This is a genomic window from Anabaena sp. FACHB-595 (assembly GCF_048568275.1).
In the GTDB taxonomy this organism is placed as follows: Bacteria; Cyanobacteriota; Cyanobacteriia; order Cyanobacteriales; family Nostocaceae; genus Trichormus.
Genome location: NZ_CP183473.1, coordinates 4,182,953 through 4,196,275, shown reverse-complemented (window position 1 = coordinate 4,196,275; position 13,323 = coordinate 4,182,953). Strand labels below are relative to the sequence as shown.

Annotated in this window: 14 protein-coding genes and 1 pseudogene; 2 read left to right on the top strand and 13 right to left on the bottom strand. The window is 37.5% G+C overall.

Annotation, left to right across the window (positions count from 1 at the left end):
* Window positions 1-22 precede the first annotated feature (22 nt).
* Window positions 23-184, top strand: coding sequence for a ribbon-helix-helix domain-containing protein (locus ACN222_RS17405; protein WP_126987287.1), 162 nt, complete (start codon window positions 23-25; stop codon window positions 182-184).
* A gap of 211 nt (window positions 185-395) precedes the next feature.
* Here ACN222_RS17405 and ACN222_RS17400 read toward each other — a convergent pair whose 3' ends face one another.
* The 10 genes and pseudogenes from ACN222_RS17400 to ACN222_RS17355 form a co-directional block, all read right to left on the bottom strand.
* Window positions 396-845 (bottom strand): type II toxin-antitoxin system VapC family toxin, encoded by a 450-nt coding sequence (locus tag ACN222_RS17400; protein ID WP_010997629.1) that lies wholly within the window; start codon window positions 843-845, stop codon window positions 396-398.
* A complete protein-coding gene (locus ACN222_RS17395) occupies window positions 845-1,114 on the bottom strand; it encodes a hypothetical protein (RefSeq protein WP_010997628.1) in 270 nt (89 codons plus the stop codon). Before ACN222_RS17395 ends, ACN222_RS17400 begins: the two co-directional genes overlap by 1 nt.
* 144 nt (window positions 1,115-1,258) lie before the next feature.
* Window positions 1,259-2,410, bottom strand: coding sequence for a restriction endonuclease subunit S (locus ACN222_RS17390; protein WP_010997627.1), 1,152 nt, complete (start codon window positions 2,408-2,410; stop codon window positions 1,259-1,261).
* 39 nt (window positions 2,411-2,449) lie between these two features.
* Window positions 2,450-2,572: pseudogene (locus tag ACN222_RS17385) on the bottom strand (hypothetical protein); the annotation flags it as partial.
* Window positions 2,573-2,586: 14 nt separating this feature from the next.
* Complete coding sequence (locus ACN222_RS17380; RefSeq protein ID WP_010997626.1) at window positions 2,587-2,886, bottom strand: hypothetical protein; 300 nt, start codon at window positions 2,884-2,886, stop codon at window positions 2,587-2,589.
* Window positions 2,876-4,318, bottom strand: coding sequence for a type I restriction-modification system subunit M (locus ACN222_RS17375; protein WP_010997625.1), 1,443 nt, complete (start codon window positions 4,316-4,318; stop codon window positions 2,876-2,878). The genes ACN222_RS17380 and ACN222_RS17375 overlap by 11 nt, the downstream gene beginning before the upstream one ends.
* Before the next feature lie 7 nt (window positions 4,319-4,325).
* A complete protein-coding gene (locus ACN222_RS17370) occupies window positions 4,326-5,246 on the bottom strand; it encodes a hypothetical protein (RefSeq protein WP_231865474.1) in 921 nt (306 codons plus the stop codon).
* A gap of 97 nt (window positions 5,247-5,343) precedes the next feature.
* Entirely contained in the window at window positions 5,344-7,674 is a 2,331-nt protein-coding gene (gene hsdR / locus ACN222_RS17365; protein ID WP_010997623.1) for an EcoAI/FtnUII family type I restriction enzme subunit R, read from the bottom strand.
* Window positions 7,675-7,931: 257 nt separating this feature from the next.
* On the bottom strand, window positions 7,932-9,605 hold the full coding sequence (locus ACN222_RS17360) for a GTPase (protein ID WP_010997622.1): 1,674 nt from the start codon (window positions 9,603-9,605) through the stop codon (window positions 7,932-7,934).
* A 73-nt stretch (window positions 9,606-9,678) separates the two neighbouring features.
* Entirely contained in the window at window positions 9,679-11,844 is a 2,166-nt protein-coding gene (locus ACN222_RS17355; protein WP_010997621.1) for a GTPase, read from the bottom strand.
* Window positions 11,845-11,948: 104 nt separating this feature from the next.
* Between ACN222_RS17355 and ACN222_RS17350 the strand changes: the two genes are divergently transcribed.
* On the top strand, window positions 11,949-12,134 hold the full coding sequence (locus ACN222_RS17350) for a hypothetical protein (RefSeq protein WP_010997620.1): 186 nt from the start codon (window positions 11,949-11,951) through the stop codon (window positions 12,132-12,134).
* 68 nt (window positions 12,135-12,202) lie between these two features.
* On the opposite strand, the gene ACN222_RS17345 is transcribed toward ACN222_RS17350, so the two are convergent.
* From ACN222_RS17345 to ACN222_RS17335, 3 genes are all read right to left on the bottom strand, one after another.
* Complete coding sequence (locus ACN222_RS17345; RefSeq protein ID WP_010997619.1) at window positions 12,203-12,589, bottom strand: type II toxin-antitoxin system VapC family toxin; 387 nt, start codon at window positions 12,587-12,589, stop codon at window positions 12,203-12,205.
* Window positions 12,586-12,837, bottom strand: a complete 252-nt coding sequence (locus ACN222_RS17340) for a type II toxin-antitoxin system Phd/YefM family antitoxin (protein ID WP_010997618.1) — start codon at window positions 12,835-12,837, stop codon at window positions 12,586-12,588. Before ACN222_RS17340 ends, ACN222_RS17345 begins: the two co-directional genes overlap by 4 nt.
* A gap of 196 nt (window positions 12,838-13,033) precedes the next feature.
* On the bottom strand, window positions 13,034-13,297 hold the full coding sequence (locus ACN222_RS17335) for an AbrB/MazE/SpoVT family DNA-binding domain-containing protein (RefSeq protein WP_010997617.1): 264 nt from the start codon (window positions 13,295-13,297) through the stop codon (window positions 13,034-13,036).
* Window positions 13,298-13,323: the final 26 nt, after the last annotated feature.

The window sequence follows — 13,323 nt, the reverse complement described above, 5'->3', positions numbered from 1 at the left end:
CAAGATAGCTTATGATGGTGATATGGGAAAAGTGACAGTAACTATTTACATGGAAGAAACAGACAAAGAAGCCCTGCAACAATTGGCTGATGTAGAGGAGCGTTCTTTGTCTCAAATGGCGGTGTTAATTTTGAAACGAGCGATTAGACAAGCTCAGAATGATGGGACTATTACACCAAAGTAATTTGTAGTTGGTTGAAGTGGCGATCGCTTTTCTACAAAACCTATCCCGCATTTTTCACAAGCAGTAGGGGCGGGTTAACCAAGATAGTGGTGAATGATTGAATCATATCTGTAAACCCGCCCATACAACCTCTGGAATCCATCATGGGCGATCGCTTTTCAGTTATGAGAGTGCGATTATCTAATACAAATTAGTAATTTTTCTAAGTAAATTAACTGGCAAGCCAAGATTCCAAAAGCAAAGTTTCTACTTGCTGAATCCGTCGAAAATCATTGTCTGTGGAAACTACAGTGAGATTATAGTGAATTGCTGTGGCTGCGATCCAGAGGTCATTATCTCCAAAACCAAGGGCTTGCAGGTTGAAATTTCGTCGCTGGGCTTTTTCTTTAGGCCCGAAAGCATTCACCAACTTGCCTTTGAGATTGCCATAAACCTCAGAAATTGAGAAATTGACGGGATAAATATCGATTGTGTCTAAAAATACTCTGACCTGCTGAAGATTGGCAACACTGCGATCAGATTTTGCTGCCATGTATAGGAGTTCTCCACATACTACAACGCTGGTAGCAATTCCTGCTTCGCTATTAAGCTGTAGTTGTTGGATCAGGTTAGAATCACCAAAGATGATGCGGCTACAATGATTGGTATCAAGCAAATACATTAGAACTCTGCTTGGGAACGGGTGTCATAAACAAGCTGAAGGCATTCCTCGAAGTCGTCTCCCTGCCATGTTTTTGCAAACTTGAGTAAATCTTTGGCTTTAGAACCACGCAAAATCGGCTCTCCCTCTTTTTGAGGAATTTCTTGAGATAAAGTCTGAGGTTTCTGTTCTTTGGTTTTGAGATATTCGAGATAATCAAGGGTTTGCTCTAAAATCGAATCTGGTACTGTTTCGATCGCTTCGATGAGTTTTGCTTTGATTGAGGTCATGGTTGGCTTGACTGTTAAATGTCAGGGCTAATATCTTAATTTTGCCTTATCGTAAGCCTAAACGCCGTTTGTAGGGGCGGGTTCACCAAGATCATCATTAATAATCGAGCAGATTTTTAAACCCGTCCCTACGGAAAATGGCTATTAGACTGTTAAAACCTGTTTTGCTGCAACTTCCATCAGTTTCTCGCTGCTGTCTCGCCCTTGTTTTAGTTTGGCTTCTAGGGTATCACAGAGAGACATCAGGCGATCGCACTTCTCTACAATCCGTTTTTGTTCTTCTCTGGAAGGAGGATTGAAGAGAATCGCTTCTATACTTTTGGATGAAATATGTGGTACTCCATTACTTCTGCCTGGATCTATCGCATTTATGAAAATTGGAGACTGTAGCCACAGGAAGAAAAAATCAGGGATAACTTTATCGGTTTTAAACTCGAATTTTCCAACACGCTGTAAAAGAAGGCATGGAAGGTCATTCTTAGTAATTCTTGCAACTTTTAATCCGGTTGAAATGATAGGACGATCAAGGGATATAACTATATCATCTATATCTAGCTTGAATCTTTGAAATTCTTGCGCTCTTTCTTCAGATATTGTGGCTACATCGTCCCATCTTAAATCACCATGACCAACGTTTGCATTCCGCAAAAGACGAATCCCATCATTGATAAACCAAGTGCTTTTGAACGCATAACCATTTAAGATGCTGACATAATCAGATACTTTGTGAGTATCTGATATTTTTTTGATTTCTTTACTACTTTGATTAGTTAGTTTACCCTGCACAGCCAATTGCAAAATCGCCTGACGCAGTTTAGGAATAGTTTCAGGAATGCTGTAGAGTAAGTCAAAATTATTGCAAATGCGCTGCCAGTGTTGGCGGAAATCGTCGGGATTTTGGGATGAGAGGAGTTGAGCGATCGCACTCTCATTCATCCTCACAATGCTCTCTTGCCTTTGCTGGTGCCGTTTTTCGATTTCGTCGCAGATGGAAAGCAGGCGATCGCACTTCTCTACAATGCGTTTTTGTTCTGCAAGGGGTGGAAGAGGGAATGGGAGTTCCCGTAGAGTATTGGCTCCTATATTGGCTTGATTTGCAGTTCCAGTTGCAGATGATAGTAGATAATCTACAATTATGGGAGATTTCAAAAAAATGTTAACTAATTGGTTATAAACTGGTTTAATTATTCTTATACAGCCAACTCTTTGATTTAAGTAAAGCTTCTTTTCAGCAATGTGAGTTGCATCTACTATGGCAGTAAAACAAAAATCTCTTTTATTCTTTGTCCCAGTCATAGTTATGAGAATATCATTCTCATGAATTAAAAATTTATCGCTCTCACTAGCAACCTCATCTGTTATAAAAACTGGATTCTGATTCAAAAGTATTTCGTCATTTTTTACATTTCCTAGTCTTATTATTTGGTTATTTGAGTATTGTACGTAGGAATTACTTTTAAAAGCATATCCTCCTAAAAAAAGCTAATATTTTCTAATCTTGTATATATCCATTTTGGAGGTATATTATAAAAATATTCTTTCTCTTCAATTTCTAACAAAAAATTTTCTTTTTCAATTTTTCGCCCACCAGTTATTTTTTCTTTTTGAGCTTGGACATTCTCCAAAAGAATTGAGGCTGATTCATCATTTAAATCTTGATTAACTAGCTTACCTTTAACAGCCAATTGCAAAATCAAATCCCGCAGCTTTGCGCTCGCATTTGGCGCATCAGTTAACAATTCAAAATTATCAAAAAAACTTTCAAGCTTCATCTCTTTCCAACGCTTCCATTAATTCAAATTTCAACTTACTCCGCACCTCACCCAATTCAGCCATAAGTTTTTGATGATCTGCTAACATTTCATCTAAATCAGCGTGTTCTACATCAACTTTGTGAGGATTTTTAATATCTAGGTTGTAATTATTCGCCTTCAAATCTGCAATTGAAACTTTCCAAGCAAATTCATTTTCCTCGCGGTTATCCCACCATTCTTGCTCCGGTGCAAACTCCTCAAAGCGAATCGGCTTAGTTTTCGAGTATGACTTATAACCTGCTGGGTAAGGGTGTTCATAATACCAAATCGTTTCTGTGGGTTCCCCTTTAGTGAAAAATAGCAGATTAGTTTTAATACCTGTGTAGGGATTAAATACGCCATTTGGTAAGCGCACAATTGTATGCAGATTGCAATCTTGCAGGAGTTTTTCTTTAATCCGCGTTTTTACACCTTCGCCAAACAGCGTACCATCTGGTAAAACTATTGCACCTCTACCGCCTTCCTTGAGTAAATGAGCAATCAGCACCAGAAATAAATCTGCCGTTTCTCTGGTGCGGAAGGTAGCTGGGAAATTGTCCTCAATTCCATCTTCTTCCATCCCACCAAAAGGCGGATTAGTGATAATTACATCCACCCGTTCGTGAGGACTGTAATCGCGCAATGGTCGTGCCAAAGTATTATCATGTTCTGCTGACGGCACATCAATACCATTTAAAATCAGATTCGTGACACAAAGGTTAAAAGGTAACGGCTTTTTCTCAGTTCCGCGAATCGTCCGTTGCAGAATTTCTGGTACATCAGCACTTTGAAAATGTTGGCGAATGTAATCAATTGCTGCTGTTAAAAAGCCACCTGTACCGCAAGCTGGATCAAATACAATTTCCCCTAATTGCGGCTTGATTCTATCTACAATAAACTTTGTCACCGCACGGGGAGTATAATATTCTCCGGCATTTCCCGCACTCTGCAAATCTTTGAGAATTTTCTCGTAAATTTCGCTAAACTGTTTTTTCTGGTCTTTTTTATTAAAATCAACTTCATTGAGCTTATTAATTACTTGGCGGATGAGAGTGCCATTTTTCATATAGTTGTAGGCATCCTCAAACACTTTACCAATCATCTGCCCACGGGCATCAGTTGCCGTAGTTCTTAGTTCTTTAAGGGTTTTAAATAAAGCATTATCTACAAAATCTAGTAAACCATCTCCTGTGATACCTTCGGAATCTGCTGCCCAGTTCCGCCAACGCAAACCTTCAGGAATGGGAGATTTATAATTATCTTCTAACAGTTCATATTCTTCTTCACGGGCATCAAAAACCTTGAGGAATATCATCCAAACTAACTGGTTAATGCGTTGCGCGTCACCATCAACGCCCGCATCTTTCCGCATGATATCTTGAATAGTCTTAATTGTAGTGCTAATTGACATTGCTTACTTAACTTTTATCGTTTTCTTTATCTTCTTCTGTAGGTGCAGATAATTGTGATGCAGAAGTTTCGCTTTTTTCCTGTGAAGCACCTCTCCCTGGTACAATTCTTTCTGCTTGACTAACAACATCATTTGCTAGTCTTTCACTAAAGCCCACAACAAAAGTAATTGCTAAAAACGCCAACCATCTATTAATTGGCTTTTCCTCATCTTTAGAAATTGTAATAGGCAGAAGTGTAGAATTGATGAGAGCAAAAACAAAAATCCCTAAAAATGCCCCAATTGCTGGCTTGAATGCTCCCACAAATATAGGAAGTAAGGTTTCTTTATACCGTGGATTGCCATATTGATCCAGCCTCAACATAATACTTACAACACTACCAGTCGCTCCTGACATTGCTGATAATACCAGCAGCACGGATGCCTCATAAAACTCATATTCTGTCAACTTTATTTGAGTTTTTACTTCTGGCTTTTGTGCTTCTACTAAATTTTCTGAAGATATGGGCTTTGTTAATTGTTCTTTAAATAAAGGTTTTAAATAAAGATTGGATGTACTAAGTATATATGCTAAAACAATCGGTGCTAATAGATGAATAGGTAAAGCTAAAAACAGACCGATAACTACTTTTGTATGAGTTTCTGTAGAATAAAGAAATTTAAAGAAATTATTCACGAAAAATGCAGTGACAGGATTTTCAATTCTCCGTATGAAGTATTCTGCATCTCGCCTAATGTTCCTTGCCAAAACCTTGTTAGAATTTACTTGTAATGCAGAAATTGCCAAATTAAGATTAGGCGCTATTGCTTCAATATGTTCTAGCTTATTTTTGTTATCTTGAACCTTGGCAATTAAAAAAGCAGTTTTTAATCGTCGGTAGATAGATAAAATATGAGAAAGTTCTGCCTGTACTTCAATATCTAACACCGAATTAGATGTAGATAGTTTATCCTGTAAACCTTTAATAGATGAGTCAATGTATTTTATTGGATCGTCCATACAAAACAAATTTAAAGATGATTAACTAGGCTATCTCATAAAGTTGCGTTTTTAGCTGCTGAAGTACATTAAGATATTCTTTTCTACTGCCAAAAAGCTGAATAATTTCTATTGGTGTACCCACTTTATCAAAAGGATGAACCTTCAGCACATCCAATTTTTCAATATCTTCAATCCCTTCATCCGCATATTTATCCAAAAGCGCATCTATTACCTTACGAGCCTGTTCACTATACTTGCTAAAATAATTACGCTTGCGGACATTGTTCGCCCTTTCTTTCCGTGTTAGTGGCGGTTGGTCAAAGACAACATGACAAATCAAGTCTAATGGGTCAAAACCCTTGCCAATCTCTTTTTCTAACGCTTCCAAAGGTACACCCAATTCCTGTAGCTCTTGGATAATAGCCTGCTTTTGTTCGGTAGAGTGCCATTTCTTCAAGAAAGCATCTAATGAGGCGTACTCCTGACTAACTGTTTTGCGAGTATAGTCTTTAATCGATTCCGTAATCAGCTTACCGTCCTTACCGTGGTACTGCTCACGAATAAAAGCAACAGACACCTCTTCGTCTGCAATTACATACTTCTCCCGCTTTTGCTTGCGGGTAATCTCACCATCAATGATTACCTCATCGTCTCCATTATCGGGTGGAACAATTGGATCAACTGGTTTGGGCTGATAAATTTGTACAGGTTCACCATCAAACTCAGGGTCAGCAAATAACTGTGTTGCTTTCTTAAAATCGATAATGGTGAAGAACATTTTGCCATAGTCTTCATCAATGCGCGTACCGCGACCAACAATTTGCTTAAATTTAGTCATAGACAGGATGCGCTGGTCTAAAACAATCAACTTGCAAGTTTTAGCATCAACGCCAGTCGTCAGTAACTCAGAGGTAGTAACAATCGTAGGATATTTACTTTCAGGGTCAATGAAATTATCTAATTCTGCTTTACCCTGAGCATCATCCCCAGTAATTCGCATAATGTAGCGGCTATTCTCCGCCATCAAATCAGCATTCTCATTCACCAACGCCACCCGCATCCGTTCTGCGTGGTCAGTCGTCTCACAAAAAACGATAGTTTTGGCAAAGCGATCGCTTGATTTGAGATAATCAGAAATAATCCGCGCGACTAACTCGGTACGCTTCTCTAAAACCAGAGTTCTATCAAAATCTCGCTGATTAAATACTTGGTCAGGAATTTCTTTACCATATTTATCTCTTTGTCCTGGCTTCGGTTTCCAGCCACTCAAATCTGTATCAAAGTCAATGCGAATAACTTTATAGGGAGCTAAAAAGCCATCTTCAATCCCTTGTTTGAGCGAATAGGTAAAAATTGAATCGCCAAAATAAAGACTATTAGAAACTTCTTCTGTTTCCCTTGGGGTAGCAGTCAAGCCAATCTGCGTTGCACTGCTAAAATATGCCAAAATATCTCGCCATGCCGAATCTTCAGACGCGCTTCCCCGATGGCACTCATCTATAATAATTAAGTCAAAAAAACCTGGTGAAAACTGCCGATAAATGTTTTTCGCCTCTTCATTTCCCGTTACCGCCTGATACAGACATAGATAAATCTCGTAAGATGTATCTATCTGTCGCTGCTTAATTTTGGTCATTTTTGAGCCAAAGGGTTTAAAGTCATTGACTCTAGTTTGATCAACCAAAATGTTGCGGTCTGCCAAGAACAGGATACGCTTTTTCGCCCCTGACTTCCACAACCGCCAGATAATCTGAAAAGCTGTAAAAGTCTTACCCGTACCCGTCGCCATCACTAACAGAATGCGGTTTTCTCCTTTCGCGATCGCCTCAATTGTCCGGTTAATGGCAATCTGTTGATAATAGCGTGGCTGTTTTTTATCAGGACTGGGATAGTAATCTTGAGAAACAATTGGCTGAATGTCGGTGTCAATTCCCTTCCAATCACAGTATTTTTGCCAAAGTTTCTCCGGTGTTGGGAACTGGTCAAGGGGGATTTCCCGTTCTCGCTGTCCGTCGGTGACTGTACAGTCACACATCATAAAAGCGTCGCCATTCGAGCTAAAGATGAATGGTACATCAATTAGTTCACCAGTTGCGATCGCCTGTTGCATTCCCGCACTGACCGAGTGATTATTATCTTTAGCTTCAATTACAGCCAGTGGTACACCGGGTTTGTGATACAGCACATAATCAGCGCGTTTCTGCTCACCTCGACTAGTAAGCTTACCCCTAACAATCACCCTACCTTTTGTCAGCGTCACTTCCTCACGAATCTGAGTGTTGATATTCCAGCCGCGATTAACTAGAGCAGGCGTAATGTACTTTGTACAGATATCACGTTCGCTCAAAGATTTCTTGTCAATTGCTTCTGACATAAAAGGGTCGATTGAGAGTTGAGGAGTATAAGCAGTGAAATTACATAGCCTACCGTAGAGAATGTTAGGTATTTAACTTGTATTATGCTATATATCAACCTCTCGATGTCAAATTAGCTACTAATATTGTTGATAGATGCGTTGGTTTAGCTAGCTGCTGCCACTGTATACTAATGGGCGATCGCCTCCCCATTGAACTGACAAACTATGCCAGTATAGAGTCTTATCGCATTCAGCAAACCACTATATAACTTTAATTAAGCATTATTTTCTATTGTGACTATTTGCTTCTTAATTTTTTGGATTATATGTTTGATTCGATTAACTATTTCAATTTTTGAACCTTCATCATTTCGCAATTCATCTCGCTGACGTTCAACATCTTGAAGTTCAGATTCATAAAAGCCAGAAATAATCTCACTTTTAATATTCTCTTCATATTCACTTCTAATTTCTGAAGCTAATTGTCGAAAACTCTGGCGTAAATCTGATCTTGCTTCCCGGAGTTTCTGCTCATATTCTGCTTCATCCTGTTCCTGTTTAGCATTAAGAAAAATTTCTAGAATTAGACCAACACCTCCAATAATAGGCCCTAAACCTCTGATGAATTTAGCCCCGTTCACTGCTCCCCAAGGACGAAATTTTACACCAAAAAATTTACCGACGTTATAAACTAGGTCTCTAGAAACTGCCGACGCAAAATTTCCTATAGCCCGTACAGTTTCAGGACTTTTTCTTAAAAAGGATGGTATTTCTGGAGTTTTCTCAACTTCTTCATAATCAACTTGTTTTTTACCTGTTGATGAAACTTGCACTTCTTCGACTAAAGAGCGACCCAACCTTGATTGTAATAATTGTTCGAGTTGAATTTGAAGTTTACTTAATTCCTCTTCCAAGCCCAACTGTATTTTCTCTATTGTTTGCTTTGTAGTTGATTCTATTTCTTTCTCGGCTTTTTTAATTGTCAAGTTAATATCTTTTTCGCTATGTCTCCCGTCAACTTTACTAGCAACACCTTCGCCAATCATTAATATTCCGTGTTCAAGATTGTTAAATTCAGCTATATAACAATTTCTAAATCTTATTTGAGATGTCTTAATAAGTAACATTTTCCGATGGAGTAGTTCTAAGAAATCTCTAGCGGATTTATTATCTGTACTCAAAATATTGTAAGACCGTTCTAATATATCTAAGGCACGGTTGAGAGGTGTTAACAGTCTTGCATAGAATTTATTCTTATCGATTAATTTATGTAACGATGTCAGGAAAGCATCAAAATTAGCTTCTTCGAGTAAAAATTCTTTTTCATCTTCATCTTTTTCACACTGAGTATTAAAATAAGAATCAGCATCAATAAAACAAGTATGAAAATCATTAGGGTGATGAGGCTCTACAACTTCCAAAAGGCTTTTAAGCAAATCTTCTGGCTTACCGCGTTCACGACTCATTTTATTAACTACTAAGAGCATTTGACCAACTCGCTGCATTTCATTGGCAACTCTTTTAAAAAAATCTCCGCCTTGAGGGTTAAATAATTCGTTGGGAACAACAAAGATGAGTAAATCACTTTTTGAAATTTGTTCTAGAGTGATTTGATCGTGATCTGTTCTACCTGCATAAATTCCTGGGGTATCAATTAGAATAACTTCTTTCCAGAGATATTCAGTAATCCTATCTGTACAAATTTCAGCACTGATTCGGACAGATGTATCGCCCGTAAGAGCTTTAATCAAAGTAGACTTACCCGCATTATATTGACCAACAAAGGCAATAGTTAATTGTGCTTTTTGTTGATATTCATGAATGAAAATTTCAAAATCTCTTGCAAATACATCTATCTCACTATCGGTAGATGAAGATAATATTCTCAAACTTTCAGAACATACATCTTCTACTTGTTTAGCAACTTGCTTAAATTTCATTTCAGACATTTCTCACTACCTCTACTGCTTTCTAAAAAAAATATGCAAACACTTAAGTGTGATTTAAAGACAAGACAAATAACTACAATAATTCATCAGCTATAACTGACGAATTACCCTTGAAATTTCTTGGATTTGGCAATCTATCCCTTACTCCTGTATAATCTGACTCTCGCTTCATTTCTTTTTTGATTTTCTCAAGTTGTGAAATTGCTTTTTTTATATCATCCACAATGATTAGAATTCCTTTAATATAAATATCCACCTGTTCCAGCACTTCAGTTTTAGCCCTAACAGCAATATTTGTATCTAGTAATTTTTGGTAATTTTTGCAAGTTTCTTGCTCTGATTGATCCAAGCTCTTCCAAAGATTTTCTTTAGCTTCTTGTTTAGCTTTTTGCCATAATTTTTTATCTTGCTCACCAAAGAACCAACTGACAATTCCAACGACGATAGATGTCACACCAGCTATCCATCCTACAGGATTCCAAAAATTAGCTGCTGCAAAAGCACCGATACCAAAAGCAACAGCAGAGGTTGTACTTAACCCAACACCTACCCACTTCATAATTTTTCCAGTTTGCCATTGTTGATAGTTTCCAAAATCAGTAGATTCTAATTTAATAGTTCCCATATCATATTGATATTGCCTTTGAAACTCCTTTAAAGCAGCCACTAATTCCTGGACTATCTCTTCAAATAAGTTCTCCATAGCAGTTTCAATTTTTTGTTTTTCTTTATTCATACGCTTTTGATACTCAGACTGAGCAATGTCTTTCCCTAGATATTCATCAACAAAGTTAGGAATCCATTGTTTGATTCTGCTAAATGAATTTTTACATGATCTTTGAATTTTAATTTTTCCGTTTTTAACACTCTCTTGAAAAACACCTTCAATCTCTGATCGCTTATCTTGCATAAAATCTGCCTGAGACACTAGAGATTCTTTATGCCTTTCTAACATCTTTATGATTACATCGAGGAAATATATGATTGCATCAAAAAAGGTATTCCAGCGTCTTTGTTTTCCTCTTGCGTAGATTTCTGATACGATTAAACTATAAATTTCTTCTATCCGGCTTAATTCCCAAAGTTTATTAGCAACATTACTATATTGAGGCTGATTGCTTAGAAATGCTGCATAAGCATGAATACAAATAATTGCTACTTCTTCCATGCCTAAACTGTGATGAATATAATTACGAATATGACGTTTGTGTTCATCTAACCTTTGTGAATCAAAGATTTTTTCGGGATTTTTAATAAACCTTTCCAGGCGTTTTGGATTATCAATATCATACTTAATATTAAGAATTACAAAAAAGTATTTTTTGATTTCTTGCAGCCAAGCCATAGCATTAAATTCACCGGGCTGAACAGAGTCATCACTAGTAAGAAAGATAACTATGTCAGATTCATGTACGATTTCTACAGCTTTTTGTTTATCTTCGTCTCCTTGATAAGCTTCAATGCCTGGTGTATCTATTAAGCGTAATCCTTTCCATTTATATTCTCTGACATCTCTAGTTGTTCGTTGTGAACCTGTGCCAATTGTACTGCCATCGCCACGGGTTAAAGCTTCACGAATAGTACTTTTTCCAGCTTTAGTTCTACCAAATAAAACAACCGTAAAATCTGCTAAATGTTGCCTTTTTGCTTCTAAGGATTTCTTTAGTTCTTGAAGCCCTTCACTAGCATGGCTTTCAATCTCACCTGCTATTTTTTTCAAAACCTGTGCAAAGTCGAAGTTATTAGCATCTTTTTGTTTTAATAAATGAAATACGCTTTTATCTAAATCAAGGTTAAGATTGTTTAAAATTGCCTCGATTTCTTTATAGTAATTGAAAGTTTTTTGATAAGCATTCTTAGCAGTCTTCGTAGATTCTTCCAGAGCCTGCTGAAATTCATCATTAGATATCCGATTTGAGCTATGGTTTTCTGTTTCTAATTCTGGCTCAGTTATTATAGGTTCAGCCTGAGATTTGATATCAAATGCTCGACACCAAGCAACATCAAAAGTATTTTTCTGCTTTGCAAGTATCTTAATTTTTTTACATGATGTTGTTTTTAACCTAGAAACTTCGTCTAAAATGAGTGCTGTTGTACTTTCTGGCTCTGGAATTTCAGCAGACTCTAAAATAATTTTAAGTAACGTGTTCCTAGAAGTAGCAGTAGCACCTATACCTTTGTTCTGAAAAAATTGATTGAGAATATCTGAGACGACTTCTTCAAGAGTTTGTGGAATCATACTGAGCCATGAGAATATATTAAATAGCCTTATGAATAAGTATTCCCACTTCCTGCTAGTAGCTCACATTTAAAAACCAACAACACAATTAGATTTTCATTGAGATGATTAAACGACTATTCCTGAGAAATCATCTGCAATTTACCTTTGATTTACTGGATGAGTGGGAGTTTGATTTGCAGCTAGAAAAGATTGAGCCTGCCAATGTCAAAATGAAAAAGCCCAAGATTCTTGAATATCATGGCGAACCACCAGCACAGTATGGTGAAGAGGGAGACGATGAAGAATAGCTTGACTGCGGCGATGGGCTATCCTTTCCTTTCTGCCACTGATTGAGTTTTATTCATCTTTAATTTGGCTACCAAATTACATCAACAGGATACTGTGTGATTTTATTATCTACAGTAATTATGGGCATTTTTTCCACTTGACTTTGAGCGATAATTATTCGGTCAAAAGGGTCTTGATGTAAAGCAGGTAGATTAACGACTTGTAAAGCGTGATTCATTTGAATAGGCAAACTTTCAAATCGATTTATAGTCAACCGATTGGGAATGTAAGTTTCTGGTGGTTCTGGTAAATTTAATTTACCCAAACGAACTTTAATTACAATTTCCCATGCGCTTGCAGCACTAAAAAATAAGTTATTCCCTGGGTCAGCAATTATATTTCTAGCTGTAGATGAGAGTCGGTTATCGTCAATAACCCACCAAATAAACGTATGGGTATCAAGTAATGCTCTCATGCTTCTGCGTCTGTTGGGTTGATAAAAGCATTTAGCACCTCGTCGGGGAGGGGAGCATCAAAGTCTGGGGAAATTGTTACCTGACCACGGTCTAAACCTGGAATTCGAGGTAATTTCTGTTCCGCAATTGGGACTATACGCGCGATAGGAGTGCCTGCTTGAGAAATAATCACTTCTTCTCCGTCTCGCACTCGACGGAGTAGTTCAGCAAATTCAGCTTGACCTTCTGGGATTTCTAGGCTGTACATATATAGTTGTTAATAACAAGGATATTCATATCCTGGCATAGAGTTGTTATGGCGATCGCACATTAGAAATGTGTCAGAATTGGTCATGCGATCGCTCTTACCAAATTAATGTAAGGGAAAAAGTGGGCGATCGCCTAATCAAATATTTTGAAGCTAGGTTTTTTTCTGAGTCAATAGACGCACAATTATATTAGTATCAACTGCAACCATGCCATGATTCCTCAATACCTTGACGGATGGCATCATTCATATCTTCTAAAGATTTGGGTGCACCTTGATATTTTAAGCAGCCTGCAACATCATTTAATGTAGTTTCTGCAAAGGGCTTCTTGGGTTTGATAAGAATCCCATCACCCATATTAATTGCTATTAATTCCTGTCCGATTTCCCAGCCAGAGGCTTTTAGTAATTCTTCAGGAAGAATCACTTGTCCTTCATTTGATATTTTGGTTATTTCCATATATTGCGGAAATTTGATGATTATAA

Bases quoted from the DNA above. Each gene is read 5' to 3' on its own strand.
- ACN222_RS17375 (WP_010997625.1), bottom strand. From the start codon at position 4,318: ATGTCAATTAGCACTACAATTAAGACTATTCAAGATATCATGCGGAAA.
- ACN222_RS17350 (WP_010997620.1), top strand. From the start codon at position 11,949: ATGATTAAACGACTATTCCTGAGAAATCATCTGCAATTTACCTTTGAT.
- ACN222_RS17400 (WP_010997629.1), bottom strand. From the start codon at position 845: ATGTATTTGCTTGATACCAATCATTGTAGCCGCATCATCTTTGGTGAT.
- ACN222_RS17405 (WP_126987287.1), top strand. From the start codon at position 23: ATGGGAAAAGTGACAGTAACTATTTACATGGAAGAAACAGACAAAGAA.
- hsdR (WP_010997623.1), bottom strand. From the start codon at position 7,674: ATGTCAGAAGCAATTGACAAGAAATCTTTGAGCGAACGTGATATCTGT.
- ACN222_RS17390 (WP_010997627.1), bottom strand. From the start codon at position 2,410: ATGACTGGGACAAAGAATAAAAGAGATTTTTGTTTTACTGCCATAGTA.
- ACN222_RS17360 (WP_010997622.1), bottom strand. From the start codon at position 9,605: ATGTCTGAAATGAAATTTAAGCAAGTTGCTAAACAAGTAGAAGATGTA.
- ACN222_RS17355 (WP_010997621.1), bottom strand. From the start codon at position 11,844: ATGATTCCACAAACTCTTGAAGAAGTCGTCTCAGATATTCTCAATCAA.
- ACN222_RS17345 (WP_010997619.1), bottom strand. From the start codon at position 12,589: ATGAGAGCATTACTTGATACCCATACGTTTATTTGGTGGGTTATTGAC.
- ACN222_RS17335 (WP_010997617.1), bottom strand. From the start codon at position 13,297: ATGGAAATAACCAAAATATCAAATGAAGGACAAGTGATTCTTCCTGAA.
- ACN222_RS17380 (WP_010997626.1), bottom strand. From the start codon at position 2,886: ATGAAGCTTGAAAGTTTTTTTGATAATTTTGAATTGTTAACTGATGCG.
- ACN222_RS17340 (WP_010997618.1), bottom strand. From the start codon at position 12,837: ATGTACAGCCTAGAAATCCCAGAAGGTCAAGCTGAATTTGCTGAACTA.
- ACN222_RS17395 (WP_010997628.1), bottom strand. From the start codon at position 1,114: ATGACCTCAATCAAAGCAAAACTCATCGAAGCGATCGAAACAGTACCA.